Source organism: Bradyrhizobium sp. IC3123 (genome assembly GCF_020193625.1).
GTDB classification, from domain to species: domain Bacteria; phylum Pseudomonadota; class Alphaproteobacteria; order Rhizobiales; family Xanthobacteraceae; genus Bradyrhizobium; species Bradyrhizobium yuanmingense.
Window position 1 is genome coordinate 16,758 of the sequence record NZ_JADYVF010000017.1, and the last position, 26,594, is coordinate 43,351.

The window sequence follows — 26,594 nt, forward strand, 5'->3', positions numbered from 1 at the left end:
GAGCGGAGATCTCCTATCGGACACCGACCCGAAAATTGAGAACATAACCTACAGTAGTGGCGCGATTTATCGAATATTCTCTTGAATCGTCAAGAGATTTTCGATGCTGAGGATCAAAACCCGTGATGTCGATGTTTCGCGCTGTCGATCCGCCACCTTGCGCATTTTTTCTTCACTCGTTTGTTTAGAACGCAATAAAGCCGCATGCCCCACCTCACTCCCGTGATCGGTCGATGGCAGGTCGTCATTACCGGACGTGGGCTTCAATGCTTACGGACGCGCGGACCGCGTCAGGCAATCCGCTACTTACTCGGCGGCGCCCAGTCCGGCGCAAAGCAGATCGCTTCCAATGATCTGATCGGTCAGCCCACATGGATTCAGGCACCGTCGATCGCCTTCAAAACCGTGATGCGCGCGGACTTGAAAATCGGCGATGAAATCCGGATGCCAAAGACGCTGATTACGAACTCGCAGCAGACCATGTCGTCGTTGATCTACCAGAGTGCTGCGCAGCAAGGCACCTTCCTTTTGTCGTCGATGCACCACTTGGGCAATGATAGGCAGCTGGACGGTTAGAGCTGGGTGACCAAGTTCAACGCCTTCCCGAAAACAGCGCAGAGCACATAGCGCTCGCGATTGAAAGCATCAAAATGCGCGGAAGCCGCAAGGGCACCAACCAAGGTGCTCCCTATCATCCGGGAGCCATGAGCATGGCGGCGCACCTATCTCTGGGAGTAAGGAGTCGGAGTGCGCCAAAATGCAACCTTTTTCGGTAAAGCCTTGGCGTGTAGAATGTGTAGGATCACTTGAGGATCCGCGATGGCAGCAGAAAGCATCAGCATCTTGCCTTCTATCGTATCCGGCGTGTTTGGTTTCGTCGGAGTATTGGCGGGCCTTGGATGGAATGCGCTTCAAACGCCAAGAACGGAGCGTCGCTTGCGCGAGAACACACGGACCGTACTACGCACCTCGCTCAAGGCCGAACTCACCAGTCTGGCGAACTTGATGAGATCAGAGATCGCTTATGTTGAGCGCAACGACTTCACCTGGATTCCTCTGGTCGACAGCTTCAAGGTATATATTGCCAACATCCAGAACTTAGGATTGCTTACACCAATCGAGGTTCAGAAAATTACAGAAGCATATTATCAGTACCAGGAGAGCGCGGGATATGTCGCCCGGATCGCCAAAGATCAGCCCGACAAGCCAGCAATCGGCAGACATATCGAGTTTGATTTCACGAAGGCTGAAGCCCACACGAGAAATGACCTTATAAACACGCTCACAGACATTGTGACCAAGGCCGATGAAGCGATCCGAGAACTTGAATCTCAACTGAGTGCCAAACCCCTTCAAGCCGCGCGTCGATGACGGTCATCGCTGCCTCAAATGAGAGCATCGTCTTCTCGTCGAAGTGCTGCGCGGCCGCTGTTTGTCGTTACGCACTCCGCGACGCATGGACACATGACGCACCGGCCGCGGCTGATCGAGTACATCGGTCGCTCAGTTGTCCGAAAATCCCAGGCGCCGACAGCACAGGGAGCGCGGCGGGGCTGCCCGGAAGGGAAGCAACTCTTAGAGGCACTAGTACATGCCAGACGAGAAAGATGCCGCGACATTCAAGCAGATGGTCGACGCCGCCGTCATAAGGCTCGCGGGCCTGCCCGATGATCGGATAATCGTTCAGCTCGAGCGGATCGTGAGCGCATTCGAGCAAGTGGTGCGCGATGGCTCGCCGGAGGTATCGACATTGGCTTTGGAAAAGCTGCGCAATTACTTCCTCGCTGAGATTAGCCAACAGCTCAAACAATTGAGCGGCGGCGGAGCTCCGGGAAGAGCGTAAGACTCTCGCGGATTTAATGGCCCCGGCGCGCGACCACTCACGCCGGGGCCAACGAGAACGATCGGCGGGACGTCCGCGCTAAGTCGGGTCTCTAAAAAACCGCCCCGCCGTTGCCGGCACGTCAGCACGACGGAGCGGTTGGGCTGGAAAGAGGAGATCCGGATCAGCGCGAATGATCATGCAGGATGTGTGCTGACAGATCAACTTGCGCGCTTGTTACCCTTATTCGCGAGCGCGCGGGATTTGCAGTAGGTTCAATCGACGCAGGGACGCACTCACACACGCACTCCCAGGAGATCCACGAGTGAATCCCGAAGCACTTCTTCCTGCGAGTAATGCGATCGCCGAAAGCTCGCGCGCCGACGTAGCGAAGGTCGGCGAGCAGATGAACGCGAAATACGACGCGCTCGATGGTGAGCTGAAGCAGTTCAAGTCCGACGCTAAGAAGAAGGACGAGGACGACGGCGATCCGATGGGCAACGATCCGGACGAAAGCACAGCGCACTGCGGCCGGCTCCGTCTCGCGCTCTGAAATCGAACTCTTCTCGCACGTGCGCGAGCTGCAGCTTCGCCAACCAGTCCATCAGACGCCGGCTACCCGCAATGCATTTGCCGATTTGCGGGCCAGGGCCGACGTCGCGTACGTCGCGCTCGGCGAGCGCGCTTCGCTTCCGATGATGAACGGAAGCATTCTCGATTATCAGGTCAGGCTTAACCGCGCTGCAGCGGCATTCCAAAAGTGGAAAGACACGGAGCTTGCAGTGATCGCGCGGGATAGCTCCACGCTCAACACGGTGTGCGACCAGATGCGCGCCGAGCGGTTGAGTATGGTCTCAACCCGCCAGACCTGAAACCGTTCGAGCACCGCATGATCCGCGAGACGCTGCCGGGTGGTCACCAGGCGACGCGCTTCCTCGGCAACGGTACCATCTTCAAGCAGATGTCGCGTCCGGTTCGGCACGTCGCCTTCATCGGAACCCGCAACTGAAGCCGTGACGACGGAACGTTCAGCTGCAGCAAATGCAGCGCCAAAGCAGCGAGTCCGCGGCCGGCCCTTTCCGAAGGGTCGTTCTGGAAATCCGGCAGGCAAACGGCCAGGGACTCGTCACGCGACGACAGTCCTGGCCGAGGCGCTGATGTCGGCTGACCTCGAAGCCGTGGTCGCTAGGGTCGTCAGAAAAGCGAAGGGCGGCGACATGGGCGCAGCTCGATTGATCTTGGACCGGGTCATGCCGCGGCGCCGGGGCCGCCCCGTGCGGTTTCCGCTGCCGCGGATGAAAACTACGGGCGACGTTGTGGCCGCTTTGGATGCTGTCACGGCAGCCAAGGCGGACGGTGAGCTATCGCCGGCCGAGGCCATGGAGGTTTCTGCCGCCATCGAGATGCAACGCCGCGCGATCGAGACCGCCGACATCGAAGCGCGCCTCGCGCAACTCGAACAAAGGACCGGAACCAATGACGAAGAAGATTGAAGCTCGGCTCGCCGCGATCGAGCGCAAGCTCAACGCGAAGCGCCACCCGACCGACAAGGCTTTCCGGATCTTGTTCGTAGAAGGCGGTCCACCAGGGCCGATCAGTTGGGCCTACGCCGGCACTCTGAGGTGGAAGCGCGAAGCGAACGAGAATCTGGAGGAATTCGCCAAGCGGGCCGCTGATGCGGCCTATGTCGCCGGAGAGACGGCCTTGACCGTGGGCGGACTACCGAGAGGTGACGAGCGGACTTCGGAAGCTTCGATGATTGGTGGCAGACGATTGCTCCGCACTACAGCGACGTGCCACCGCAAGAGGCGCCGCGGTTAGCGCCGCGGCAATCGCAATTTGGAGTCGGCCGGTGAACGAACGCCGGCTCGCGAAGGCGGGTTATGCCTACAGTCGCACCTTCAAGGATCCGGCCCCCCAATCGTCGAGGCCGATTACCAGCCGGTAACCCTTCAGAAGGATCCGGAGCAGATCCTCGCTCTGATCTTCGCCCGGCTCGGGCGAGATTACGGCGGCTCGGTGGTTGGCGGGCCGACGGGCGTCCGGATTAGCGGCACCAGCGGGCTGACGCTTACAGTCATTCGGCGCCCTACTTTCCCGGCCGGGTTCATCCTGCGACGCCTCCGGACGCGCTGGCCCAAGAACGCGCGTGGTGGTCGAAGCGATAGGTGGTTGCCAGTTAGGTTACCCCGGAAAGGTCAAAAGGCACCGAGTACAACAAAGCCCCACCATCAGCCGTACTGAATGTTGCGCTCAATCGCCTTCGCGAGGTTCGCCTTGGTCCTCTCTCACCAAGATCGGCATGACGTTCACAATATACGGTCCTCCCATTTTGTCTGACGATCCCGTAATGGTGAGCGAGCCAGAATCTTCGTCGAATGTGTACTGTTGCCAACGCGCTTCGAAGCGAAGGTGGAAGTCGTCAACATGTACCCTATGTGCTTCCTCAATATCGACTCTCCCATCGTCCGGGCCGCTGTGAGATATGATTGTTACGTCAGAGCGAAATAGCCGTGTGTTACCCCTCCATCGGTACTCTATCGACGCGGGAAATGAGGCGAACCCGGCCGCTTGGTTCGATTGCCAACCATCGCAGTCTCGCCAAAAACGCCTGAAATTCGCCAGAGCATTGAAATTCGCACGCTGGGTTCCTGGGGTCGGCCGTTTCATCTGGCAGCTCCTTCTCTATTGCAACAAACGCGTGCCACGACTTACCAGCGCACCCGTCCCATCATGCGTTTATTCGCATCGATGATCGGAATTGTCCGAGCCTTCCGATGTTCGATCAACTGCTGCGGCCGTCGCCAAGTGTACCGCGCGCAGCCCAGAACATCGAGTATCGCCGGGGTTCGGCGCGCGAAGAAACGCCGCACGAAGGGCATGATCCCATTCTCCAGACCAACCGCACAGGTGTCGTATTGCGCCGGGTAGCCGCTCAGCTCGGATTCCGTGTTTAAGATTCGGGCGTCGTTATAGTCTCCGTCGAGCGTGATTTCCCATCCGGTCGGAATGTCGGCGGCACGGGAGAGGCCGGCCCCCAACAGGAGCGCAAACACGCCCTTGCTCTCGTAGATGGAGAACGCGAGTTGCGTAAGGGGATCGTTCGTCAAAAGCGGCATTCAGGACCTCAGCAGGATCTGTCGCGCGGTATTCCGGCTTGCGAGTGTTTCATATTTTGAGATTGTGACCGTCGTCCGTGACGCCAAAGAACCGAAACGAGACCGTCGCACTGGTTGAGGTGCATCGTCCGATCCTTGGCGGGCAGACTCCCTGCGAGATGCCTTGCGTATTCATGCACCATCTCAATTTTTTGCGGATTTAAGTGTCAACGTCAGACCCTGTGTTTTCGCGCATACTCAGCCAAGCGCTGATATCGATTGTCTTTTCGCAACCCCGGTATCGCTTGCACGATAGCCTCCAGGCACTTCACAAGTTCTCTGGGAGCCCAAGGCTGATCACTGATGATAGCGTCGAGCAAACGCAATGCGGCTTTGGGAAATCGGGCGCACAGTCCTGACTCATCCAGCTCGTGCACAACATGGTGGGGATGCTCCAGGGGCTGCAGCCAGTCCAGAACCGCGCCTAAGGTTGAAGCAAACCCGCGATGCTCAGGACAGCCAGCGAGTCCGCGATGCTATTTGAAGCAAGGTTTCGGGACTTGGGCCAGACCTCTTGCCAGAACGGGCGAACGCGATTCTTCCAATAATCCTGGCGCTGCTTCCTACGAAAAACGGGCTCGGATACGAACAAGTCCGGAGCAGCACATGCTGTGGCAGATCAATAGAATTTAAGCCGTCTTGTTGTTTTTAGCATGCTCATCCTTTTCAACCTTCTCAGCCATAGCTTTGGCCCGTCGATACGCGTCGAAACCATAGCAAGCCCAAGCCACGATCCGGGGGATAGGGCCGGTTGTTGCGTAGGTCGCAATCTGGCGTCGACTGCGTCCAAGATGGGCCGCAGCCGCCTCTTGAGTCAGGTTGTTGCGCGCGAGAAAAGTTGCAAACTCCTTGGGCGTAATGATCTGCTCAGCTAGCGCATAGATCATATCCGCCGACATCGTGAGATCATCGCCACCATCCCAAATGACCGCGTCCCCATCGTTGTCGACAAGGCGCGCCGTCAAAAACCGGCCTTCCTCACGAAGCGGTTTGTAGATTTTGTAACTGAAGATTATTGGACTGATATCAATAGCATCCTCCCGCCCGGCGCGTGGACCATCCGCCGACTTCACGGCGATGGTGTAGGGAGCGAAGGGCTTAATCGATGCCATGCGAGGAAGCGGAATTCCGCTATCGATAGTCTCATTCTCGCTCATTTAGCCTTCTCCACTCTGCTGCCAGAAACGCTCGATTTTCCGCCTTCTTTGCGCAGGCGATTACTTCGTCTAGATCCTTCTTCGATGCCTTCCCTAATGACACTTAGCGTCACCAAATCGATAAGTGCGTTCGAATTCGGCCCTTTGATGTGGAAATGAGGCGGGTTATGGTCTCCCGGATAAATGTATATCTTACCGCTGAACTTCGTCGAGCTTTGGCCGACCTGCCTGGCAACGCCCTCTTTCGTGGTCAAGTGGCTCACTATGAGAAGAACGGAATTACATCTGTTGTCACATCGTTCGACAGAAAGGGCTGATTCCCAGTGAAATGGTCAAATGGTGCCAATATGCGAGCAACGTGCTCGAGGCTTTCATTGGGAACTCCGTTTCCTCATTAGACTTCACTCAAGCATTGCCGCAGACGTCCACGCTCAAACCGTCCCGACAGTAAAGCCTGTCGCGGGCCCGTGGGAAGCCGGACAATTCATCTTCCCGTCGCATGCCAACAAAGCACGGAAGTCGCTCAGCGGAATAGCCTGCAATACAGGGGCCGGCAGCCCCTGCCTAGTCGTTTTCGACGAGGGTACGCTGGCGCACTACGTGGTCGTCTCGTCCTCGGGCTATGTGATCGACAATGCGGCTGTACCGCTCCGATCCTCGGACGAGGAACTGGACGCAGAAGGGGCGACCACCGACGGCAAATATTTCTACGTTACGGGCTCCCATTCGGCAAAACGCAAGACCTGCGAGAGCAATCCGGGGAGCCGGCATGTTATCCGGTTCGCTATCGACCCCACGAGCGGAAGGGCAAAACTGGATACCTCGCAGCACTTCGCCGACTACAAGGATACCGACGCCCTCTGGCGTTTAATGAGCTCCCTACCCGCATTGTCGGACAGCATCGGCGAGCAGAAATGCCTGAGAACCGAGCCGCCCGAGAAGGCTCCCAACCTCAAAGGGCAACGAGGCGTCAACATCGAAGGCGTCGCAATACGGAACGGGACTTTGCACTTCGGCTTTCGCGGACCGGCGAAAGATGCAAGAGCGCCGATCCTCTCGGTAGATGCCGTCGCACTATTCGAATCCGACACACCGAAGGCGGACGCCACGTTGGTCGAAGTCGGCGAAGGCCGCGGTATAAGGGATCTGGTTCAAGTGAATGACGGCGTACTGGTCCTCGCTGGCCCCGACGACGATGTCGCCAATGAGAAGGCCGGTTGGATCCTGGGCCTGTGGGATGGCGTTCACGCCGACGTGGCGAAACTGAAAAACGTTACCGGCCTTGGACTCGATGATGTCAAGCTCCGCAAGTGCGACGATGAGCTCAAGCCGGAGGCGTTGGCGGTGTTGCGAGACGTCAGCGACGAATATGAGCTGGTAATCTTGGCGGATGGTATGTGCGACGGCGGACCTTTGAAATTCGTGATCCCACGAAAGCCGCACTAAACTCCGTTCTCGACTGTAAGGGAAATGCCAAGAGCTGGGATCGACGCCAAGATTCCGACGCTTTGATCACGTTGTCCTATCGAGAGGACGCCGCGGGGTCGCGGCATCAGATTTGGCAATCCGTCCAAGGCCGACGCGACGAAAATGCCAGTTAGCATCACCTGGAGGACGCGGCTGTGACTGGCGTGGCACAATTTATTCCAGTCACCCGCGTTTCAGTGCAGAAAGTGCCTATCGCATGTTTGCCGAACGGCAAGCTGAAATAGTTAGCCATTCAGGCGCTGTCGCGAGCCGTTAAGCTTGGCATGTTCAAGAGCCCTCAACCCATTATAGGCTCATCCTAACCGACCGACTCTATGCGGTCCGAAATCTTTTCCAGATACTGAAATGCGCGGCCAGCGTGTTCACGGGCCCGCTTCATCCATTCTGCGGATTGTTCAATGCGCCGGGCCTCGGGCGGCACTCCTCCGTTCGAGACAGTCAAAAGCTGTTGGCAGACCACCTCAAAGTCCTGCGCGAGATCGTAGATCAGATAGGCGACGTTATCCAGGGTAAGCACATTGGCGAAATACGGCTCTTGCTCGCCCTCCAGCTTCATCTCGACGAACGGCACGAGTACTGTCCGACCCGGCGCAGTTTCCTCACCGGAAGCGACTTTGCTCTCGTCTCCTGCGGCCTCGATATCACCGACCGAAAGGAGCAAGGACATAAGCGAATTTTTCACGACGCTCACATTGTCGAGGAAATCCCCGTACATGCGGATTGCGTCAGGAGTCCGCTCTTCGCTTTCCGAAGCGGCGTCTACGGCCCGGCTACTCGCCATCTGAAATTCTCCGATCCGAACTTACATCCCCTCAAACAGCCACGGCCTTGCTGAATGCAGCGGGTTCGTATTGGTTTGCGCTTCTGGTTGGATGAAGCAGCTCCTTGGCGTTTTGGACCTGCTTCGCTCCCCCGTGTTTGATTGGATGCGAGGTCACTGTCGTCGGCACTCCGACTCGCTTGTGATTGTGTGCTGGTGTTTCTCTTTCGGCGATTAGCTTGGCGGCTCGCAAGCCGACCGAGGTTAGACTGAAAGCCGCGTGCTTACCGAAACTGGTACGCCGGATAAGACCGGCAACCGTCATCATATTCAGCACTCGTGAGAGATTTGCCTGTCCAAGACCAAAATGGCGCAGCAGTGCTGCCCTGTAGATTCGACGATGCGGCTCACGGAAAATCTCCATGAGGATGTCGCGGACATGCTCACGCTGTAACACATCCGCGGATGACAGACGCTCGCCCGCAGTAATGGATTCAGAGACCAACTCCTTCAGCACACTGATCTTGTCTGCAAAGGTCTTGTGATCGACCTCCAGATAAGCCCCAGTTCGCGCCATAATCTCGTGCCAGCGCCGCAATTCTTCGTCTCGCCGGCCGTCGGACAAGCACTTCCAAGTCCAGGCGCGGAGGGCTCGGTAGATGCTTTCAGCCGCACGGGCGCCGCCGTCGGTTAGGGCAGCACGAATGATGTGCCGCGCTTCCTCGGGAGAGGCATCGCCTAAAGCGATATCGTCGAAAGCCAACATGGAACCGTTATCCCATCTAAGGTTTAAGAGATCGTTTTACAACGTTTTACACCCGATTTGGTCCCGAAGTAACCCCATGTTTCATTCTGAAACAAACTGCCATTTCGTAAGTGATTTCAAGGAATTGACGGAAATGGAGGCGGGAGACGGCGGCAGGGGCAGGACGTAGCCAAGCTCCTTCTGTGACGCCAAGCGGGCGTCCGTTTGCTGCACCACGAGAGCGCGGGCACCCGTTTTTGCCTGCACCTCCGCCGCGACGTTGAGGTGAGCGACCATAGTGGACTCCTCCCCCATAGATGGCACAGCGAAAAAATCTACGGGCAAGGTAAGGTAAGGCGATGTCATCGAGGCCCGATCGCAGAAATCTCGGCAGATGGCCAAGCCGATCAGTTGGCTGTCGGTAATAAGGACGGGGATACATTCCCCCGATCTGATATCCTCCAGACGGCCCTTTTCATCCCGAGCCGGAACAATTTTATCGAATGAGCGGATCACACGTCCGTATCCGTCCAAGACCGTCGCTCGGTTGAAATAGCCTACATCAGTCTCTTCATGCCAGCTTCCGGCGAGCAGCCAGTGAAGAGGGAATTCATCATCACTGGCAATGGTGCGCTTCCGTAAGAGGTCGCAGATCTTAAGTCGCGTGGATTGATCGATTGTCAATTCCGGCCAGACGATGCCTGCACACCCATTCGACATCGATTGGTCGATCTGATTGTCCAGGGTTTCATCGATATCGTCGAACGTGACGTTTTCGGCGATGAAGTTGCCTTCGCGAGTTTCGCGAGTGAAAAGCTGAAGGTTGGAGAACAGCGAGGCCGCAACTCCCGACTTCTCGCCAGCTTCCCGTAGGTCTATGCGGATGGGGACGACTTCGAGACCACCTACCTCGGAGGGAAGTAGGCGATGCCTCAGTATTCCGCGTTTGAGATAAGGTCGCCCAGCGAGCCGAGAGTCCTGCAAGTTTCGCGGGCGAGGCACGACGAGCATGTTGGTCGAAGGACAACGCCACTCATCTAGCTCCGAATCAGGGTCCCCAAAATCCGTCCCGGAGGTCGTGTACAGGTATTCATCGACTGCTCTAATCTGGCTCCCCAGAGAAAGCATCCAGTCCTCTGGGGATAGCGAGCGCGGCGTCCAGCGATGAGTGCCGCGCGTCATCGTCTCGATCCGCCGGCCAGTCAAATGTTTTAGGGTCGCTTCTGAAAGTCGCTCGTAGGCCGCGAGAACAGGGATTGGCGCCTCACACGCAAGCAAATGCAGTCGGCACAATACCGTGGTAAGCGGCTTCTTTTCTATCGAAGGTGCAGCAGCAATTTCCGCCTCGAGATTGCGTGCCTTATCAATCCATTCCTGAAAATTCATGCGCCGACTGGTCACCCCCCCTTGCGACAATGCTAGGGCTTTTCGCTTCGCGCAAGCTCCGCCGCCCTAGTAATTTCCCTAGGCGGTGGACAACCTGAACGTGACGGGGGCTCGCTTCGGAGGCTAAGTTCGAGTCGAGCGTTAGGCCGAAGACGGTCAACGCTGCCCCGATATGACTGCAAGCCGTTATCGGAGCCAGAGCTTAGCCAATCGCGACCGCGCCCAATCGGTCGTCGACTTCGCGAATCCGCACTCCTAGCCTCCCTGCCAGGGGCTCAAGCACACCCAAAACCACCTCCCTGAGGTCCCGATGCGCGGCATTTTCATAGATGAGCAGTAGCGAATCTAGGGCCGGTTGAGACCCGTGAGCCGCGATCATGCGCAACCGAACCGGACGCCCCATTATAGGAGCAGCGAGAGACGACCAATTGCAGGAACGAAAGGTCGAGCAAATGTTGCCGGTCCTGCAAGGTGTAGCGCTTAATTCCTGGACCTCCATTTCATCGGCCGTGTCGATCAAGCTGGACATTGCATCACGATCGCCGTATCGCGCAGCAAATATCAATAAGCGCCTGCGGAGAAGCTCCTCTACATCTCGATCGTCAGACAGCGAGCGGAGAATCTCCACCTTTCGCGCGCCTGGAAGCGTTTGGGGATCGTTGACCGCGACTTGGAGTTCTTCGGCATGAAAAGGGTACCCGATTCATTGCAGGCTGTGCAGCACTTGGAAGCCCGATCACCCGCCCGAGCGAGGCCTGGGCCACGTCGGCCCTAGGGAAATCCCGAGGTACGGGGACGGGTGCCCTACCGGTCAGCAAAAACGCTGTCGAGGAGCCGACTAAGTCTGAATCCCGCCTTCTGAAGCTGTTGCTTTACAATAGGAACATTGACGGCAAGGTAATCCTCACTGACGGCGACCGTACCCTCCGGAAGGTCGCAAGACGAGCTATGCATAACGCAATAACCAGTCTTGACTGACTCAGAGATGGCAAATGACTCGTTCGCCCAGTCGCGAGGTTCGGACGAGCTCCACTTCAGTTTCATCTCCGGGGTGATTTCGTCGATGAGCTCCGATGCAGCGTCGAACACATCGGATCCAACTGCCTGCACGACTAGACAATTATCCCACGCACTGTGCAAATTACCCGAACATTCTCCTCGCACACGAATGTTGTTTCCGCCGCGATCGTCCTCGAATGACACATGCAATGGCTGATGAATGTCTCCCACCCAGTGACCGAGTGACTTCAGCGCAATGAGCCTATCCACCGTTTTCTCGTGTCTCGAGTTGACTAATTTCGAATCGTTCAGGATGGCTTTCAGTACGCAGCTTGGCGCCAACGGGCAGTCATCCGACGTGAGCCCACGCGAGTCTCGTGGAAGGTTGACGAAGTGGTCTTGAGTACGAATGCGCGGATGGTCGGGAAATACACAAGACTCGGAAAAGGTGTCGAACTCCGTGTCTGCTCGGATGAGTTTGCGAACCGCGGCACGCGTATCGGGCAGCGCCAGTCGATAGGCGATCTCGCAGACGATTTTGTGTCCCTCGTCGCCCCACGCCGAAGCGCTGGTGCAAAACGCAAGAAGAGCGATAATTGCTAAAGGTATGCGGCGCATCACTAAATCTCCCAACGCTCACGGTAAGGGAACTTCAACAGGAGTTGGCGAGCCTTCCTTCTCGCTGTCGAAGAGGACGAGGGCTCTCAATTTGGACTTCGTTACATCTAGGGGAAGCACGGCTTCCGGTTTGCGCTTACCTTTGAACGGCAATTCGGCGAGGAGGCGAACCTTTTCGCTTCTTCCGTTCCAGAGATAGAGCGCATAAGACCCAGGCTCGTCCGCGGCCGGGCCTGCCAAGATCAGCAAGCTGCCAGCGAAGCTCGTCAGGTCGCGAACACCGCGGCCGGGCCCCAATCGAAGCCGAAACGTTTCATGCCGATCGTCTCCCCCTTCAAATAAAGCTTTCGCCCCCACCGACAGCACGACCGCCCGATTCCCGCTTAGGACGGGCCCTCGAAAGCCGACGAACAACTTGCCACCTGGCCCAAACGCTAGGCCCTCGATGGTGAGGCCGTTCTTCTCCAGACGCTTATCCATGAATGGGCGAAGTGTCCGATCGGCCGCGATAATATCCCGGAACCTTGCGGACCTATCGACGCCCGCGCCATCCTCCCGAAATCTGACGATTTGGCTGCTCGCAGCGATCCTCGCTCGGATCTCCGCAGCATTTGCCTTGGATTTCAGCTTTCCCTTCTTATCGCGCGGATGGCCGTGCGAACCGATCACATAGTAGAAACCATCTGCGAATGCGACGGCCTCGCCGTCTAGCTCGAGCGCTTTCCCCTCAAAACTGTTAGCAATTAAGTCGACCGGTTTGCCAACAATGATCTCTCCATCGTGAACCTCCACGAACTGCGCATGCTGTACGTTGTCGTCGATGACGACGCATAAACGAGGAAAGCCCTGGTCAGTGGCGCAGGCCATCCCACTTACATCCTCGGCTTTCTCACCGTCCTTCCCGAGCAATCTGCCGTCAACGTGCCAAGCGTCGCGCTTCTCCGCCAGCGCAGGCCCGGTAGAAGCGGCAAGAAGTAGCGCGAGCAATCCCGCTCTTCCAATGAAACTCATTGGACTTCTCCGACGTACGGCGTTCATACCCTCCGAGAATCCCTCAATCTAACACGATCGAGTAGGACGTCCCAAATCCGTCAAAGAGCTTCCATGGCTCTCCGTCCTTGAAGATTAGGGTCTGGTGTCCAGTGGCATTGGCGATGGCTTCCGCCTCATCATGGATCACAACGCCGAAATGCTTGAAGGCGCTGTCCCTGTCATCCTGAACGTAGAGAACATAGCTCGCCACGACCCTAATCCTTGTCCGGGGCTTCTGTTTGCGTGTCTTAGCTCGCTTCGATTTCGACGCTTTGGTCTTCTTCACGCGCCCCGTCTTGCTGCTTTCTTCTTTTTACCCGCTTTTGCCTTAGCCGTTTTAGTGGGCTTCTTTTTTGCAGCCGCCGCAGACTTTTGTCCGGCAGCCGCTTTCGCTTCCCTTGCTTCTTTTGCCTTAGTTCGTTTGGCTTTGGCCCGCTCGACTTCGTCAGCAAATATGTCTTTCGTATCCTCCGCCGCTTCCGTCGACCAATTCGCCCGCGGGTCAGCGAAAAACATAATTCGACGACTGCACTTGTAGTCGCCATCCTCAAAATACGGCGTCATCCAAGTCGGCGTTGTATCCAGCAACACCGCCTTTTTAGCAGCTTCGTCCTCTTCTTCATCAGCCATGGCCGCACGGTTGGCGCTCATTCGAAAGAAGAAGTGACGGAAAATACGATCGAACTCTGTGAGGTAGATGTCAGCGACACGGGTGTTGCCCCGGATGAAAAGCATGTTCTCGTCATTGGCCGTAAGGGAATTACCCGAGAAGTTCGCTGAACCGGTGCAAACGAATGGGTCGTCCGAAAGCGGGTCAATTAAGAGAAATTTTGTGTGCACGAAAAAGACGAAGCCTTTTCCGTCCTTTCGAGCCAATTCTTCGTCAACGAACCACTTCTCGAGCGGGAAATTGGGGATTGGCACCAGCTTTGTACCGCCCTCCCCTTCCTGCTTTTCGAAGGACTGCTTCGTCACCTTTCCGAGCACTGAGCCATTCGACATGACCAAGCGGCCGCGGCTACTGCGTTCCGCCTTGCGGGCATCCGCAGTAGCGGGCTTCTCGAGGAGAACGAAGCGCATTGAGTTCTGTTGTTTGCCCAAGGACCTCAGCAGTATTGGGTCGACGGTGAAGGCGGCCGTAAACATGCAAGACGTTTGCGCGTTCTCGATCCTCTTTCCGTACCAGTCGAGCAGGTTATCCGCGATCCTGGGCGAAAAGAATGCTGTGATTGGTTGCTCCGGGATGAGATTCGGCGGGTTCGGCGAGAGTTCGATGGCCGCTTCGCGCGCCGGCTTTCCGGTAGGGTTCTTGGAAAGAACCTTCCAATATTCGTGGTACTTCCGTGGGATCGCGGTTGGTTTGTTGCTCGCGTCAGTCACCACATGACCAACATTGGTCTGCCCCAGGAAACCAGACGGAGTGAAGTTGACTGATCCGGTCCAAACTGCCTTCGGACTTGCTTGGTCATCGAGCCAAATGATGAATTTGTTGTGCGGCGTTTGCGGGCGGGTTCGCTCGATCAGCCTCCCCGCAGGAAGTTTCACCTCATCGATGGCATCTTCGTTCGCCTTCGTCTTGTGGTAGATGATCTTGACGTCGACACCCCGAGCGATCGCCGCCTTGAGGGCCTTCAGCAGCGGAAGGTACGTAAATTCGTAGGCACAAACACGGAGCTTGTCGCCTTCTGGGACTTCGTTGATGAAGGTCACACAGGCTTCTTCAAGCCCCCGCGAAAGCCAGACTGAGGTTTCCTCAGAGACGCGATTCTTATCATCAACGGCGTTGTACATCTCCTCCGTCAGCGTGCGGTTTTGGAAAGTCACAGAGTACGCCCGGCTAGCGACTACCCCTCGATTGAACCAAACGCCGTGTTCTCCGTCGTTCTCCTTCTCTGTCCTGATTCTGACGGCTGCGCTATACCTCCGCTCAAGCCCGTCGATTTCACCGTACATCGCAACGATCGTGTACTCATATTCTGTGTCAGGGCGAGCTTCGTAGTCTGACCAAAGGAAGCTCTGGATCGGGTGCTGCAAAGTCGAATACTTCGCACTCTTTTCTGGTTTGGGCACCAGCTTTTCGAAATATTTGGTTCCTTGCAACCACCGGGTCTCCTGACCGTGCCTAGCCTGGAATGCGAAGCCCCTGAGGCCCTCCAGTCGCTCGGGATCGATATCGATTGCCATCAGTACGACGTGTGTACCGGCTATAGCCCGTACCCGCAGCGGACCATCGGTAGCTCGCTCTCTGCTCATGCCGTCCTGCCCCGTTTGTCCAATGTGCAACCTTATCGCGACTGGCTGACTTGTCGAGAGTGGAGCGCTGTTGAATATCGAAGCATCGCAATGCGAACGTCGTTTGTTGTTCGGACGTTGGAAACTGCGCCGTTTACGCACACTACTCTTGTGCGTCGGCGGGATACTGGGCAGGCAGCGCCCCGGGCGGGACAAACGAACTGGCGCCTCCAATACCAGCGAACCAACCTCTAGTTGCCAGTGGCATCCTAGGGATTTCCCTAGGTCGCAGGCGAGGCATACGCCGCTGAGCAAATTTCCGGGCTACATTTCAGATTGTCTATTGCTACGCTAGCCATTTAAGATGGACCAGCTATACGAGGGCCCGACAATGCCGCTTGTTTTCGTGCATGGCGTGAATACGCGCAGAGGCAACACCCCACAAGAGCAGCGGGTCTTCGATGACCGAAGCACATTGCTCCAGCAACAGCTGGCGCATGTTGCTTTTATCGATCGGGTAAAGACCGCCGACGGACTGAAAACATTTGCGCCCTACTGGGGAGACCTCGGAGTCAAGTTTGCCCGCAACTTCGCCAGCTTGCCCACGTCCGGCGCACAAACATTAGCGGTTGGCCAGCCGGCGCGTGTGGACTTGGTGACCTCTACCGCAGCAAAGTTGGACGGCGAACTCGTCAACAAACCCACCTTGAACAGCGATCCACTGTTAACCGTTGCGAGGGCCCGATCGTTGCCCGCGGCGGTGGACTTGCTATTCGCTGGCTCCTCGAACGCTCCAAAGGCTGGTCCATTAGCACAGGCACTGACAAATGCGTTGCCGGACGTGGCGCGGTTCTCTCTGGTAGCCGAGGCATACGCGGCTGCCAACCGCAATCCGTCCTGGCTGCAGACCGTCAAGAACGACAGCGAGTTTGTGGAAGAGCTATTTCGTTCGGTAACGGCACTTTCTGCAACTTCGAGCGAAGCGGCCACAGGAGCCAATGGAACAATCCAAACGTTGGCGATTGGAAACTCTGTTCTGAATTGGCTTAAGACCGGCGCCACCGCGATCAAGGATGCAGTGAGTGAAGTGACTAAGAACGTAAAAGACGCCGTGGGAGGTGCTGCAGTCGATGCAACTCGTGCAGCGTTCCTCGGCCTCTCCGAATACGTCCGTCCTTCCGCTTCCACATTCGCCGGACGTTTCGTGGGCGACGTGTTCACCTACATGGACAACCGACAACCAATTGTCGAACGAGTCATTGCCGCGATCAAGGAAGCAAACGCGGCCCGTCGCCCTGGCGACGAAGAACTCTATCTTGTCGGCCATAGCTTCGGTGGCATCATTCTCTACGACATTCTAACCCACTTTGCGAAGGACCTGCGGTGCGACCTTTTTGTGACCGTAGGTTCTCAGGTCGCACTGTTCGCGGAGATGGGGCGCCTAGCAGCGGCTAGCGAGTTGGCGGAGCCTTTCGCAAAGGGCGAGCCTGCTGATCTTCCTGCCGCAGTATCGCGCTGGATTAACGTCTATGATTTGACCGACTACGTTGGTTTCGCGACCAAGGGCGTCTTCAAAGACGTACTCGATTTTGAGTTCGAGACGGATGCTTTGCCAATCATTTCCCATGCCGCATATTTTGACACTCCCCGCTTCTTTGCCCGCCTGCGTGAAAGAGTAAAGGAGTTGTTTGAAGAAAAGGGAGCGCAAGTTTGATTTGGAGGCGCTTATGGCCCTGATCTGGGCCGAAGGGTTTACAGGCGAAAACGCCCTCGCTCCGGCTTGGCTGAAAATGAGCGAGGCCATAGTTAGACGCCGTAAACTAAAGGCCGCAGACGGCATTCCATTTCTCGACGCGAGCAAGGCCGAAGAGGATGCCGTCGAAAGATATACGACGCTTGTCAAACAAGCAGAAGAAGCTCTGAAGAAGGCTGCGAGTGACGGCAAGCCTAGAACTCACGTAATGATCGTTGGCGTCGGCGAATACGATTCAAAGGACATCATTCCGACGGTCACTACATCGGTGAACGGAGCCAGGAAATTCGCCGAGTGGGCACTGACGAAATTCTCCAAGGTTGACCGCCCGTTAGGCTCGGTCGAATTCCTATGTTCGGCAACACCAGAGCAGGGCGAGTGGAAACTGGAAGGTGACGCGGCCACGAAGCTCGGGTTTGCAACTACCTGTCCTGCGATGCCAGCCGAACCAGCTACATTCGAGAATATCCGCAAGCGGTTCGGTGAATGGTTGGACCGTTCCGGTACAATGCTGGAAAATGCCGCGATCTGGTACTTTGCCGGCCACGGCATATTCAAGTCCGAGCCGACGTTGTTCGCCCAAGACGCGCGGCTTCCTACCAACGACAAAGAGGGAGGCAACCTGATCGCGACGATCGCGAGCGCGACCTACCTACAAAACCGGAAGCCCAGCGTGCAATGCTTCTTCATCGACGCTTGCTCCGAGTATAACTTCGAGGCGATCGCAAACCAGCTCGAAGTGATAGGTCGCCCGCTCTGCACGCCTGTAAGCGGTGCCGCCATCTCGGAAAGAGATGCCTCAATCTACTTTGGCTCATACGCAGGCGGTAAGGCCTACGGAGACGCGAAAGACGCGCCCTTTTTCACGCAGGAACTCATACATTGCTTGACGCAGCGTGCTGGTGACCCAACGGTCGATGGATGCCCGGTGACTATGTCATCACTGGCAATTGCTCTAAAGTCGGCGGCGTTGCATCGCGCTGAGACGGAAGATAACAGCGGGATCATCTTCTCCGAAAGCAAGCCGGGTGTCGTCAACACGACAGGCGTTCTCTGCGATCTTGTCGGCCCCCCTGAAGTCCTGGTCAAGGTAAGGTGTAGCCTTGGCACAGCGATGTCAGCCGCAGATCTGTTCGTCGCCGAAGAGGCGCCAGGTGAAAGACGCCTAAGCCGAGCAAAACGGAGGGACGGGCCGTGGTGCACGCCCGTCCCCATCGGAAAGTGGACGGCGAATGCGGCTTTTGACACCGATAAATATGAAACCGGCCTTAAACCGTTCGAGCCGAAGCTTCCGGCTTCTGAAGTCATCATAGACATCAAGCGGCGCGACACAGGCAAACCGGATGGGGCGAAGCCGTGACCAGCTACATCGTCCGGATCACAGCTGAAAATGTGCCACCGGACCTGGCCGGCGCGCCCATAGCCGTGGAAGTGTTTTCCGAGGCCGGAAAGGCCGAGCGCGCGGCGTTGCGTCTTGCCGGCCGTCCTACAGACGTCGGCGTGCCGGGTCCAGGCTCCTACCTGGTGAGAACCGCTCTTCCTTCCGGGCGCATTATTTCGATCACCGTCGCAACCCCAGAAACAGGTACCAACGGACTAGCTATCGGCGAAGCTGTGCTGGACATGAAGGAAACTGACGCGATTGCAGACTTCTGGCGCGAAGCCGAGTCCTTGATGAAAATCGCAACCGCAATACAAGCGAGCCGTAAGCCCGGCGAGACCATGCCGCCTTGGCTGGGTGAGCGCCTCCGCGAGCTCGGAAACCGCGCACTTGAGAACATCGCAGAACTTGGCAGGAATGCGCTTACCCGCCTCTTGGACAGATTCCGCGGACAGGTCGTCATTACTGACGTCAGTTCGGCAGATCCGGGATCGCCGCGCATTCAAAACTCTGAACACCGCCGCACTGCACACGACGCGCATGCTGGCTCTCCGATTGAGTTGTCCTACCGCTGGGGAACGTTCGTTGAGTGGACCCCCGGCCGGACGCACTCAACATTGGTCTTGAGGAAAGGTGGAGACGGTAAAGTAGATGCTCAAGGAGAAATATCCGTTCCTTCTGGGATCGCGCCGACCAACTGCTTCTATGTTGAGATTTCCGAACCATCTAGCCACAACGCTGCTCTAGTCGTTTGGCTGCCCGGGCCCAAAGGAGAGGCGGTTAAGCTCGCGGCAAGTTCCGAGCTCGCCGCCTATCGGAGTGGATCCGTTTTATCCGCATATCCGGCCTCTCCTGAAGATGCCCTTGCAACGACGTTGTACGAATACGTACGTCAAGGCGCCATGGAGCGTGCCCGCCTGTTCCTTGATGATCTCATTGAGCGATTGCGAAATCCTCAAGACATGCCGAGTTCGAACACCAGCATTTTGGCAGCTTACGTTCTCTACAAGCTAAGGCACCCCTACGCTGATGAACTTATCCCGCGGCTGAGGGAAATGAATCCTGACCTGCCCGACGTGCATGTCCTGCAATGTGCGCAATGGATAGCTACCGGTAAGCAAGATAGTGTGCCAGACGAGCTCGTAACTGCAATCAAGTGCGGTATTCCGATCTACACTGAAGGGGTCAGGCTGCTTCGCGACAGCTCCAACTTATGCCGTGACCTCTTCCCTGATGATAAAAGGTTCGGCGATCATGTGCGGAAAGCTCATAGTGCGGCCTCGGCGGCCAATTTCGAATCCATGTTGACCTGCTTGCGGCTTGGCGCGGACGTTATGGCGGAGTTTGTCTAGAAATGTGGTTTGGCCTGATAAGCTCGCGCAATGCCGCGAGAACCACGTTCGGTGACAAACCAAAGCCCAACCAGACAATGTGGAGAGAGGCGCCAGCGCCACCTTCAGCCGCGATAGCAATGCAGCCATGAACGGCAACACGCACCGGTCTATTCGGAGCTGGAATAGGCGAGTGCAGTCTGCCTCCCCCATCCCCCTCGCGGGCAGTGTCTCAGTTTGCCGACACTACCTCTCGCGGACCCACAGAGCAGCCCAACTGCCGTTGGGGGACGGAAGTTTTTAGAGCGAGATGAGCCCATACCGGAGGCCGATAACGACCGCGCTGATCCTGTTCGTCGCCCCAAGCTTTCTCTTTACGTTGCCGAGATGAAACTCGACGGTTTTCTCGGAAATCCGGAGAATCCCACCGATCTCCCAGTTCGTTTTCCCCTCTTTGCACCATTCGAGGCAGGCGACTTCCTGCGGCGTCAGGAGCGGATTGTCGGCGCCGGGCACTTCACAAGTGAACGACTGCGTCGGGACTGGATCTGCACCGTCGCCGCAGGGCAGCAACTCTCCATCAAGCTGCGCGGCAAACGCATCGGCATGTATACGATGTTTTTCGAAGTTTGATTGGTGGGACGCAACGCAGCGCTGACCTTGGTACTCGATAGCGTCGGAGGTCAATATGTGAGATCGATTGGAGGACATTCGGCAAGACACACGTTCTTTCGGCGATGCCGCCGATAGGTCAAAAGAACTTCGGAATCCATGTAAGCGTCAAATATGCGCGCAAGCTTAGATTGAGTTCGCCTTCGGGCGCAATGAATTTCTGCTGCCGTGAGCCAAAAGCAGGCCTCGGCGTCTCGGCCGGTTCAAGGCGAGCTCCAACCCTAACGACCACGCCGCGCTGGTCGGCGGCCGATTGCGAAGCCGCCGGCCCGAATGGCTTGCGCCGGGGACCGAGGCCGAGGGAGTCAAGCTGAGCGGGAGATTGAGCTAGCTAACGAAATTCGAAGATCGCTCCCCAGATCAGGACCGGAGCCGATCGCGGGAGCGCGCTAAATCAGCGAGCTTATACATTTTTCCCCTCCGCTACGCCTCGTTGTGGATCAGATACTCCGAGCTATGCCCGGTATCGCACCAATTTCGCAGGTATTCTGTCGGCCCCACAGCGTTCTTGCAAGTTCGACAGGGACCTGATCTTTGAACTTCCCAGCCGTGATATTCTGGACCGCCGAAGAAACCCGAACTACGTCTGCAGCAGTGAAGTCCGCCAGACTTGCGAGTTTAGATCTTGCCATCGCGACGGTCGTTTCGGATAGGGTCAATCCCAGATCATGCACGTGGCCGGGAAGACCCACCATAGCGGCGGCAGCTCCAAAAACCGCCGTCACCTGCGATCCACGCCACAGAAAGACGTGAACGTCCTTCTCCTCCTGAAGCACGTTCGTGGTGTCAAGACCTAAACCGCTGAAAGCCTCCCGGCCCTCCGCCAGCAAATCGCGCGCTCTTTGGTCCAGATAAGTGGGTTCGTCCGACGCGAGATAGACAGCCTTCATTTCTGCGGCTAAGCGATCGTGTAATCGCTCGCCATCCGCTCGCTCGAACCGTGGCACGACGCCGCCGGGGTGAGGCGCCACGAAAAGTGTGTTGGTCTTTTCGTCGAGATCTTGCACAATCCATCGTTGCCCGGCAAAAACGACAAGGCTATCCTTATGGACCGGGAACGATATCGGCAATGTCCCCAGTGTCCTCCCGGACACAGTAAGCCGCCACTCCTCCGCTGACTCGAATACGGCAAAGAAGTTGCGCGATTGAACGACTGCCTCTCCTTCGTTGGCCAGCATGATCGTGCCGTCGGGTGATTGCTCTATAAACCGGATCTCGTCAGATCCCAAGTGCTTCAACAGAAGCGCGAACTCTGCAGCAGAAATCATCGCGAAGGGACCAGAACCGCACAGCAACTCGTACAGTGGGCGGGCCCGTATTCCGCCGCGCTCGGCGATCACCGAAAGTATCTGGTGGACTAGCGTGGAGGCAACCTCGGGTACCTGCCCCGCCGGCTCGACGAATTTCTCGAGCAGGAGTCGGATGACGGCCACCGATCGTATTGTGTTCGAGCGTAGTCGGTCGATGACACCCGTATCCTGATCGGTGTTTGGTTCACGAATGTAGATTCTTAGGACCGACGGAGTACCCCTCCTGCGTCCCGTTCGCCCAAGGCGTTGACGTAGAGAGGAGAGTGATCTCGGCGCACCTATTTGGGCAACCGACTTCACCGATCCGATGTCGACCCCCAGTTCGAGGGTAGACGTACAGATACCGGTCGTCGGTAACTTTCCGTCTTTGAGGCGGTTCTCCAGCTCCTCGCGGATGGTTTTTGAAAGACTCCCGTGATGGGGGTAAAATTCGTTGGGCACTTTCGCCTTTTCAGAGCGCCTCCTGAGCCGATCCGCGGTCGATTCCACTGTCCGACGCGAACCGCCGAAAACAAGATTGTTGGTTCCTCTGAGTGTCGAATAGAGATGGTCCGCAATATCGTCCAGAGCTACGCGCCGGACTACCGCCTCTTCGGGAATGCCGCTCGCGCCTTCAGCGTGATCTGGGTCGTCCAGCTGCGGAGGCTCAACATAGCCGCGAACCTGAAGTCTGAGTTCGGGTGAATCCGACTTGGCTTCCAGGATTTCGACAAGCTGAGGCATCGTGGGTCGAAGCCAAGCGGCGGCCTGACCGAGGTCGCCTATCGTCGCGGAAAGCCCGATACGTCGCGCCGGCCGCGACGACACGGCATCGATGCGCCGCAACAGACTAGCGACATGGAGACCGCGAGGCCCCTGAAGAAAGGAATGCAGCTCGTCCACGACGATGAAGTCCGCCGAGCACAATAACCGCTTCGCGTCGCCCGGACGGCGGACGAACATCGCCTCGATGGATTCGGGAGTGATCAGCGAGATCCCTCGCGGGTCGGCCATTGCCCGTTTCTTCGCGGTCTGTGGGGCATCTCCATGCCACTTCACGACCGGAATGGCCATGTTTTCGCAGAGTTCATCCAGCCGCTTGAACTGATCGTTGATTAATGCCTTCAACGGGCTGATATAGAGGACCGAGAACCCAGCGAGCGCCCGATCGGCAACGCTCGTGAGAACTGGCAGAAACGCGGCTTCAGTCTTCCCTGCTGCCGTGGAGGCGGCGATCAAGATGTCGCGGTCGCCGTCCAGGACTGAGATGATGGTACGGGCCTGTATTTCCCTGAGCTCGTCCCATCCCTGATCCCAGATCCACCGGCGGATCGTCGGATGCAGCTTGTCGTAGGCCCCCTCAAGATTTGAGGCGGAGGCTGGTGAGCTCATCGTCGTCCCCGTTGTTAGGCGTCGCTTCCGCTACGTCGTCGGGTGCGTCTGGAGCGATCGGCACTCGTTCAAGAAGATCCTGCCACCGGCTGTCCGGGTTCTGCTCCAGTACCGACAGCATTTGAACGAACGATCTTATCGTCGAGCGCGGCGTACGGAAGTATGCGGCCCCGATCTTTCGGTCACAGTGCTCCATGAAGGCGGTAAGCGCATCGTCGGGAACCAGATACTTCGTAGGATCCCCGCCCGCAAAGACCATCCTGATGTTTCCGAGGAGCACAAGCAGATCCTCAGGCGTCAGGCTCTGCAGCCTGATCACGGGGCCCGACATGTCAACGAGACCGCCCGCAGCGAAGGAATTCTCGGCTAGCCGCGACTGAAGAGCTTCGTAACTGAACATGCCCCTGCGCGTGTCCAGAAGAAACTCTGGCGTACCACACATGACGAAACCGATGCCTGACGTATTTCCCTGAAGCGCATCGTTTACAATGTTGAGTACTTGCTCGTAGTTCTGCTTTCGCGCTTGAGCGCTCTGGAGCTTGTAGATGTTGGCCATCTCGTCGATCATAACGATCAGTCCCGCGTAGCCCGCGACTCTTACCAGGCATGCGAGCGATTTAAAGCTGTCGTAGAGGTTCTCGTCATCGATGATGGTCCGCACACCGAGATCTCTCTTCGCATCGGTACGGGTCGAATACTCACCACGAAGCCATCGGATAGCGTTTTGCTTGAGAAGCTCGTTCGATTCCTCGCTGCCCCGCCAGAATGCCTTCAGCACGGTCGCAAAATCGTACCCACCGGCTAATTGCGCAATCGCTCCGAGCTTTTCGTCGATCACCTTCTCGACAGATACGCTCTTCTCCGCCGCCTCCTTTGCGGCGTCAGTCACCAGGCGCTCGACGACACTTTGGAGAGCTCCCCCTTCAGGCTTGTTGCGCGTTGCCATATTGTTGACGGCCTCGGAATAGAGTGCCCGGGCCTGCCCCCCACTTGCCTGAATACGCCGATTGGGCGAGAGGTCGGCATGCATAGTCACGCATTTTCGCTCGAGCGCGATTAGCCTGACTACACTGGCAAAGAAGGTCTTCCCTGCCCCGTATTCGCCGATAACGAACCTGATCGCGGCGCCCGCGTCGGCAATGCGATCGATGTCCCGAAGCATCGCGGCGATCTCCTTGGCCCGCCCGACCTGGATGTGAGGCAATCCGATGCGTGGGACAACGCCGGCGGAAAGAGCCTGGATAATAGTATCGCGTTCGCGTGGACGGATCGTCTTGACTTGCTTGCTCATGCGGCCTTGGCCTTCATCTCGGCGATGCGTTCTCTCAAGTGCGCCGCTATCACGATTTCGTCTCCCTCTTCGATCAGCGGCTCGTCGAAGTGGTCGAACGACCAGTCATTGATGCGCTCAATTGCGCCGTCCGGCAACAGGCGGACCTCCTTGGCATGTCGCTCAAATTCCGTACGCGACATTGATCCACGAAGCTCAAGTAACTCGACCAATTCGCCGTGAGGACCGTCCAATCCTTCCAAGGATTGATCGGCTGGGAGTGGAGAGGCTTGGACAGGAGGCGGGCCTTCGTCGGTAAAGATGTTGGCGAGCAAGGCGGACACAGCTTCCGTATCCTTTCGGGTCTTCTCCAAGCGGACCGCATCGATTCTGATGCCCGCCGAGGGAGGAGCCGGGGGCGCCTGCTTTGGAATGGGGATGCCTGCCGCCCGAGCCTCCTCCGTCAATGCTACCGGCTCATCCTTCTCGGCGGCAGCGCGGTGCAGACCGGCATACACACGCTCCGTCGGCAGACCTAGCGACTTGTGCAGTCGCTCAAGGAACTTGACCTCTCCGGCATCGATATTCTGATTTGCGCCGATCACCGCGACCGCAGCCTCGGCTATTGCTTGCCGCTCGCTTTGACTGGTTTCTGCAAGTTTGCGCATGACCCTGTCGCGCTTGGGCGGATTGTTGAATGTGATGACGGCGAACGCGATCAGTCGGGCTTGTTCTACCCCCGATAGATCGCCTTCCGCCCTAATCCTTGCGATGGTGCGCTGTAATTCCTCGTACGATGCATCCCCGTCGGCCGCAGCGGCCAGGACAGCGACTTCGATCTGCGCTCGCATCGCTCGAAACGGCGCCCTGGCTGGATCCACCGGGCCGCCGTCAGCCGCCCGGAACACGAACACTTGGTCGTCCGCCCGAGGCGCGCCGCTCCCGTATCGGCGATCGGGCTCTATTGCGATCCCAACGACATCCAAGGCGCCGCTCAGCGTATCCAGAGCGGCACTTGGTATTTTGCCTCCTTCCGGTATTTCGATCCCAGCCATCTCTAGGAGCACCTGTGCGGTCGTACTGCCGCGGCCTTGGCTTCCTACCAGGGAATCGATCTGGCGCCTGAAGTCTTCCACGGGACCGACTTTGGCCGCCCGTTGAAGATCGATAGGAAGAAGCGCCGCCGCGGCCATCGAATGCCTTGCTGCCGGTTTCCGACCGACCAGACGGCTGAAGCTGTCGAGCTCGTTTGTGCAATCGTCTAGCAAAGTCCTCAAAATCTCTAAGTCTCGCACGAGGAGGCTCGCATCAGGCTGGCGCTGATGTTGTCCTGGAACGTCGATTTCGAACGCACCGCTCGCAGCACGATACCGCAGCCAGACGTTGCCCTTGGAATTCACGGCAAAACCCTTGGGAAAGCGTGTGCCGAAACGCAGCTTCCACAATGCGACAAATTCTTCGAAGCACCTCACGGCCGGGGTTCTAAGATAGGTGTCCGGCATCGCCATAACCCAATAGAGCGCGTCGTCAGCCGAAACGCTCGGGGACGCTGCGAGCCGCTCGGCCAGATACAGACGCGTGGCGAGCTCCATCTCCGAACCGACGCTGCGTTCGGCAGAAAGGGGTGGCAACGCCAAGCGGATGCCGCGCGATATCCGAACAACGTTGAGGAATTTCGTGGCGTAGTTCTGGAAGGAATTGTTCGCACCGTAGATCGAAAGCAATCTTTCGACTTCTTGAATAACCGCGGGAACATCTGACCCTTGATCTATGAACACGCGGTGCTCAAGGCCATAGAAGAAGAGAAACACATATCCAATGCCGTAGCTGGGATCTCGCCGTCCAGTACGCATCCAGTCCAAAAAAGAACGTCGGGCGGCCGGCGAGATTTGCTCGTACGATGGCCAATAAGGCATCGACTGACCATCGACATCGGGCTGCCGCGAGTACGCCGGCAGAGCGGGATTTATGGCATACTGCCTGGTCTCACCGTTCGGCCCAGCTATCAAGGCGCCGTAGTAGAACATGCCCCCAGAAATTTCTGCCTTGCCGAAGACTGCCCTTTCGCCCGCCGCCAACCACACTGCCGGCGACTCACTCGAACGAAGC

The 26,594-nt window shown here is 57.3% G+C and carries 26 protein-coding genes; 12 read left to right on the forward strand and 14 right to left on the reverse strand.

Features of this window, described 5'->3' with window-relative positions:
- Window positions 1–204 precede the first annotated feature (204 nt).
- The 7 genes from I6F20_RS33120 to I6F20_RS33150 all read left to right on the forward strand — a co-directional run bounded on the left by I6F20_RS33120 (window position 205) and on the right by I6F20_RS33150 (window position 3,643).
- Complete coding sequence (locus tag I6F20_RS33120) at window positions 205–576, forward strand: hypothetical protein (RefSeq protein ID WP_225129984.1); 372 nt, start codon at window positions 205–207, stop codon at window positions 574–576.
- Between the two features lie 243 nt (window positions 577–819).
- Window positions 820–1,371: a hypothetical protein gene (locus I6F20_RS33125; protein WP_225129986.1), complete on the forward strand. Its 552-nt coding sequence runs from the start codon at window positions 820–822 to the stop codon at window positions 1,369–1,371.
- Between the two features lie 220 nt (window positions 1,372–1,591).
- Window positions 1,592–1,843 carry a hypothetical protein gene (locus I6F20_RS33130; RefSeq protein ID WP_225129988.1) on the forward strand — a complete coding sequence of 84 codons (252 nt, stop codon included), beginning with the start codon at window positions 1,592–1,594 and terminating at the stop codon, window positions 1,841–1,843.
- Between the two features lie 304 nt (window positions 1,844–2,147).
- Entirely contained in the window at window positions 2,148–2,375 is a 228-nt protein-coding gene (locus tag I6F20_RS33135; RefSeq protein WP_225129990.1) for a hypothetical protein, read from the forward strand.
- 19 nt (window positions 2,376–2,394) lie between these two features.
- Entirely contained in the window at window positions 2,395–2,694 is a 300-nt protein-coding gene (locus tag I6F20_RS33140) for a hypothetical protein (RefSeq protein WP_225129992.1), read from the forward strand.
- A 141-nt stretch (window positions 2,695–2,835) separates the two neighbouring features.
- Window positions 2,836–3,315, forward strand: coding sequence for a DUF5681 domain-containing protein (locus I6F20_RS33145; RefSeq protein WP_225129993.1), 480 nt, complete (start codon window positions 2,836–2,838; stop codon window positions 3,313–3,315).
- The gene (locus I6F20_RS33150; protein ID WP_225129995.1) at window positions 3,299–3,643 is read left to right on the forward strand and encodes a hypothetical protein; all 345 of its coding nucleotides are present in this window, start codon (window positions 3,299–3,301) and stop codon (window positions 3,641–3,643) included. Before I6F20_RS33145 ends, I6F20_RS33150 begins: the two co-directional genes overlap by 17 nt.
- An 890-nt stretch (window positions 3,644–4,533) precedes the next feature.
- Here the strand turns inward: I6F20_RS33150 and I6F20_RS33155 are convergent.
- The 3 genes from I6F20_RS33155 to I6F20_RS38520 all read right to left on the reverse strand — a co-directional run bounded on the left by I6F20_RS33155 (window position 4,534) and on the right by I6F20_RS38520 (window position 6,400).
- Window positions 4,534–4,941, reverse strand: a complete 408-nt coding sequence (locus I6F20_RS33155) for a hypothetical protein (RefSeq protein WP_225129996.1) — start codon at window positions 4,939–4,941, stop codon at window positions 4,534–4,536.
- A 668-nt stretch (window positions 4,942–5,609) separates the two neighbouring features.
- Window positions 5,610–6,137: a hypothetical protein gene (locus tag I6F20_RS33160; protein ID WP_225129998.1), complete on the reverse strand. Its 528-nt coding sequence runs from the start codon at window positions 6,135–6,137 to the stop codon at window positions 5,610–5,612.
- Entirely contained in the window at window positions 6,134–6,400 is a 267-nt protein-coding gene (locus tag I6F20_RS38520) for a DUF4160 domain-containing protein (protein WP_225130000.1), read from the reverse strand. The genes I6F20_RS33160 and I6F20_RS38520 overlap by 4 nt, the downstream gene beginning before the upstream one ends.
- Before the next feature lie 337 nt (window positions 6,401–6,737).
- Between I6F20_RS38520 and I6F20_RS33170 the strand changes: the two genes are divergently transcribed.
- Entirely contained in the window at window positions 6,738–7,583 is an 846-nt protein-coding gene (locus I6F20_RS33170; RefSeq protein ID WP_225130002.1) for a DUF3616 domain-containing protein, read from the forward strand.
- A 340-nt stretch (window positions 7,584–7,923) separates the two neighbouring features.
- Here the strand turns inward: I6F20_RS33170 and I6F20_RS33175 are convergent, their stop codons facing one another.
- The 7 genes from I6F20_RS33175 to I6F20_RS33205 all read right to left on the reverse strand — a co-directional run bounded on the left by I6F20_RS33175 (window position 7,924) and on the right by I6F20_RS33205 (window position 15,349).
- Window positions 7,924–8,406 (reverse strand): hypothetical protein, encoded by a 483-nt coding sequence (locus I6F20_RS33175; protein ID WP_225130004.1) that lies wholly within the window; start codon window positions 8,404–8,406, stop codon window positions 7,924–7,926.
- A gap of 31 nt (window positions 8,407–8,437) precedes the next feature.
- Window positions 8,438–9,151: a hypothetical protein gene (locus I6F20_RS33180; protein WP_225130006.1), complete on the reverse strand. Its 714-nt coding sequence runs from the start codon at window positions 9,149–9,151 to the stop codon at window positions 8,438–8,440.
- A gap of 81 nt (window positions 9,152–9,232) precedes the next feature.
- A complete protein-coding gene (locus I6F20_RS33185; protein WP_225130008.1) occupies window positions 9,233–10,516 on the reverse strand; it encodes a carbon-nitrogen hydrolase family protein in 1,284 nt (427 codons plus the stop codon).
- A gap of 804 nt (window positions 10,517–11,320) precedes the next feature.
- Window positions 11,321–12,133, reverse strand: coding sequence for a S1/P1 nuclease (locus I6F20_RS33190; protein ID WP_225130010.1), 813 nt, complete (start codon window positions 12,131–12,133; stop codon window positions 11,321–11,323).
- Between the two features lie 18 nt (window positions 12,134–12,151).
- A complete protein-coding gene (locus tag I6F20_RS33195; RefSeq protein ID WP_225130011.1) occupies window positions 12,152–13,144 on the reverse strand; it encodes a DUF3616 domain-containing protein in 993 nt (330 codons plus the stop codon).
- Window positions 13,145–13,187: 43 nt separating this feature from the next.
- Window positions 13,188–13,376 (reverse strand): hypothetical protein, encoded by a 189-nt coding sequence (locus I6F20_RS33200; RefSeq protein ID WP_225130013.1) that lies wholly within the window; start codon window positions 13,374–13,376, stop codon window positions 13,188–13,190.
- Window positions 13,377–13,447: 71 nt separating this feature from the next.
- On the reverse strand, window positions 13,448–15,349 hold the full coding sequence (locus tag I6F20_RS33205; protein ID WP_225130015.1) for a phospholipase D-like domain-containing protein: 1,902 nt from the start codon (window positions 15,347–15,349) through the stop codon (window positions 13,448–13,450).
- A 439-nt stretch (window positions 15,350–15,788) separates the two neighbouring features.
- Here I6F20_RS33205 and I6F20_RS33210 point away from each other — a divergent pair, with 439 nt between their 5' ends.
- The 3 genes from I6F20_RS33210 to I6F20_RS33220 are packed head-to-tail and all read left to right on the forward strand — an operon-like array spanning window position 15,789 to window position 19,883.
- Window positions 15,789–17,111 carry a hypothetical protein gene (locus I6F20_RS33210; protein ID WP_225130017.1) on the forward strand — a complete coding sequence of 441 codons (1,323 nt, stop codon included), beginning with the start codon at window positions 15,789–15,791 and terminating at the stop codon, window positions 17,109–17,111.
- 13 nt (window positions 17,112–17,124) lie between these two features.
- On the forward strand, window positions 17,125–18,510 hold the full coding sequence (locus I6F20_RS33215) for a caspase family protein (RefSeq protein WP_225130019.1): 1,386 nt from the start codon (window positions 17,125–17,127) through the stop codon (window positions 18,508–18,510).
- Window positions 18,507–19,883, forward strand: a complete 1,377-nt coding sequence (locus I6F20_RS33220) for a hypothetical protein (protein WP_225130021.1) — start codon at window positions 18,507–18,509, stop codon at window positions 19,881–19,883. Before I6F20_RS33215 ends, I6F20_RS33220 begins: the two co-directional genes overlap by 4 nt.
- A gap of 279 nt (window positions 19,884–20,162) precedes the next feature.
- On the opposite strand, the gene I6F20_RS38525 is transcribed toward I6F20_RS33220, so the two are convergent.
- Window positions 20,163–20,294: a LuxR C-terminal-related transcriptional regulator gene (locus tag I6F20_RS38525; RefSeq protein WP_463671683.1), complete on the reverse strand. Its 132-nt coding sequence runs from the start codon at window positions 20,292–20,294 to the stop codon at window positions 20,163–20,165.
- On the opposite strand from I6F20_RS38525, the gene I6F20_RS33230 reads away from it, so the two are divergent.
- On the forward strand, window positions 20,250–20,495 hold the full coding sequence (locus tag I6F20_RS33230) for a hypothetical protein (protein ID WP_225130133.1): 246 nt from the start codon (window positions 20,250–20,252) through the stop codon (window positions 20,493–20,495). The two genes, I6F20_RS38525 and I6F20_RS33230, sit on opposite strands and share 45 nt — an antisense overlap.
- A 479-nt stretch (window positions 20,496–20,974) precedes the next feature.
- Here I6F20_RS33230 and I6F20_RS33235 read toward each other — a convergent pair whose 3' ends face one another.
- From I6F20_RS33235 to I6F20_RS33245, 3 genes are read right to left on the reverse strand one after another with little or no spacing between them, the layout of a single operon-like run.
- Window positions 20,975–23,215: a DEAD/DEAH box helicase gene (locus I6F20_RS33235; protein WP_225130023.1), complete on the reverse strand. Its 2,241-nt coding sequence runs from the start codon at window positions 23,213–23,215 to the stop codon at window positions 20,975–20,977.
- A complete protein-coding gene (locus tag I6F20_RS33240; RefSeq protein ID WP_225130025.1) occupies window positions 23,184–24,506 on the reverse strand; it encodes an ATP-binding protein in 1,323 nt (440 codons plus the stop codon). The genes I6F20_RS33235 and I6F20_RS33240 overlap by 32 nt, the downstream gene beginning before the upstream one ends.
- Complete coding sequence (locus tag I6F20_RS33245; protein ID WP_225130027.1) at window positions 24,503–26,569, reverse strand: tellurite resistance TerB family protein; 2,067 nt, start codon at window positions 26,567–26,569, stop codon at window positions 24,503–24,505. Before I6F20_RS33245 ends, I6F20_RS33240 begins: the two co-directional genes overlap by 4 nt.
- Window positions 26,570–26,594 lie beyond the last annotated feature (25 nt).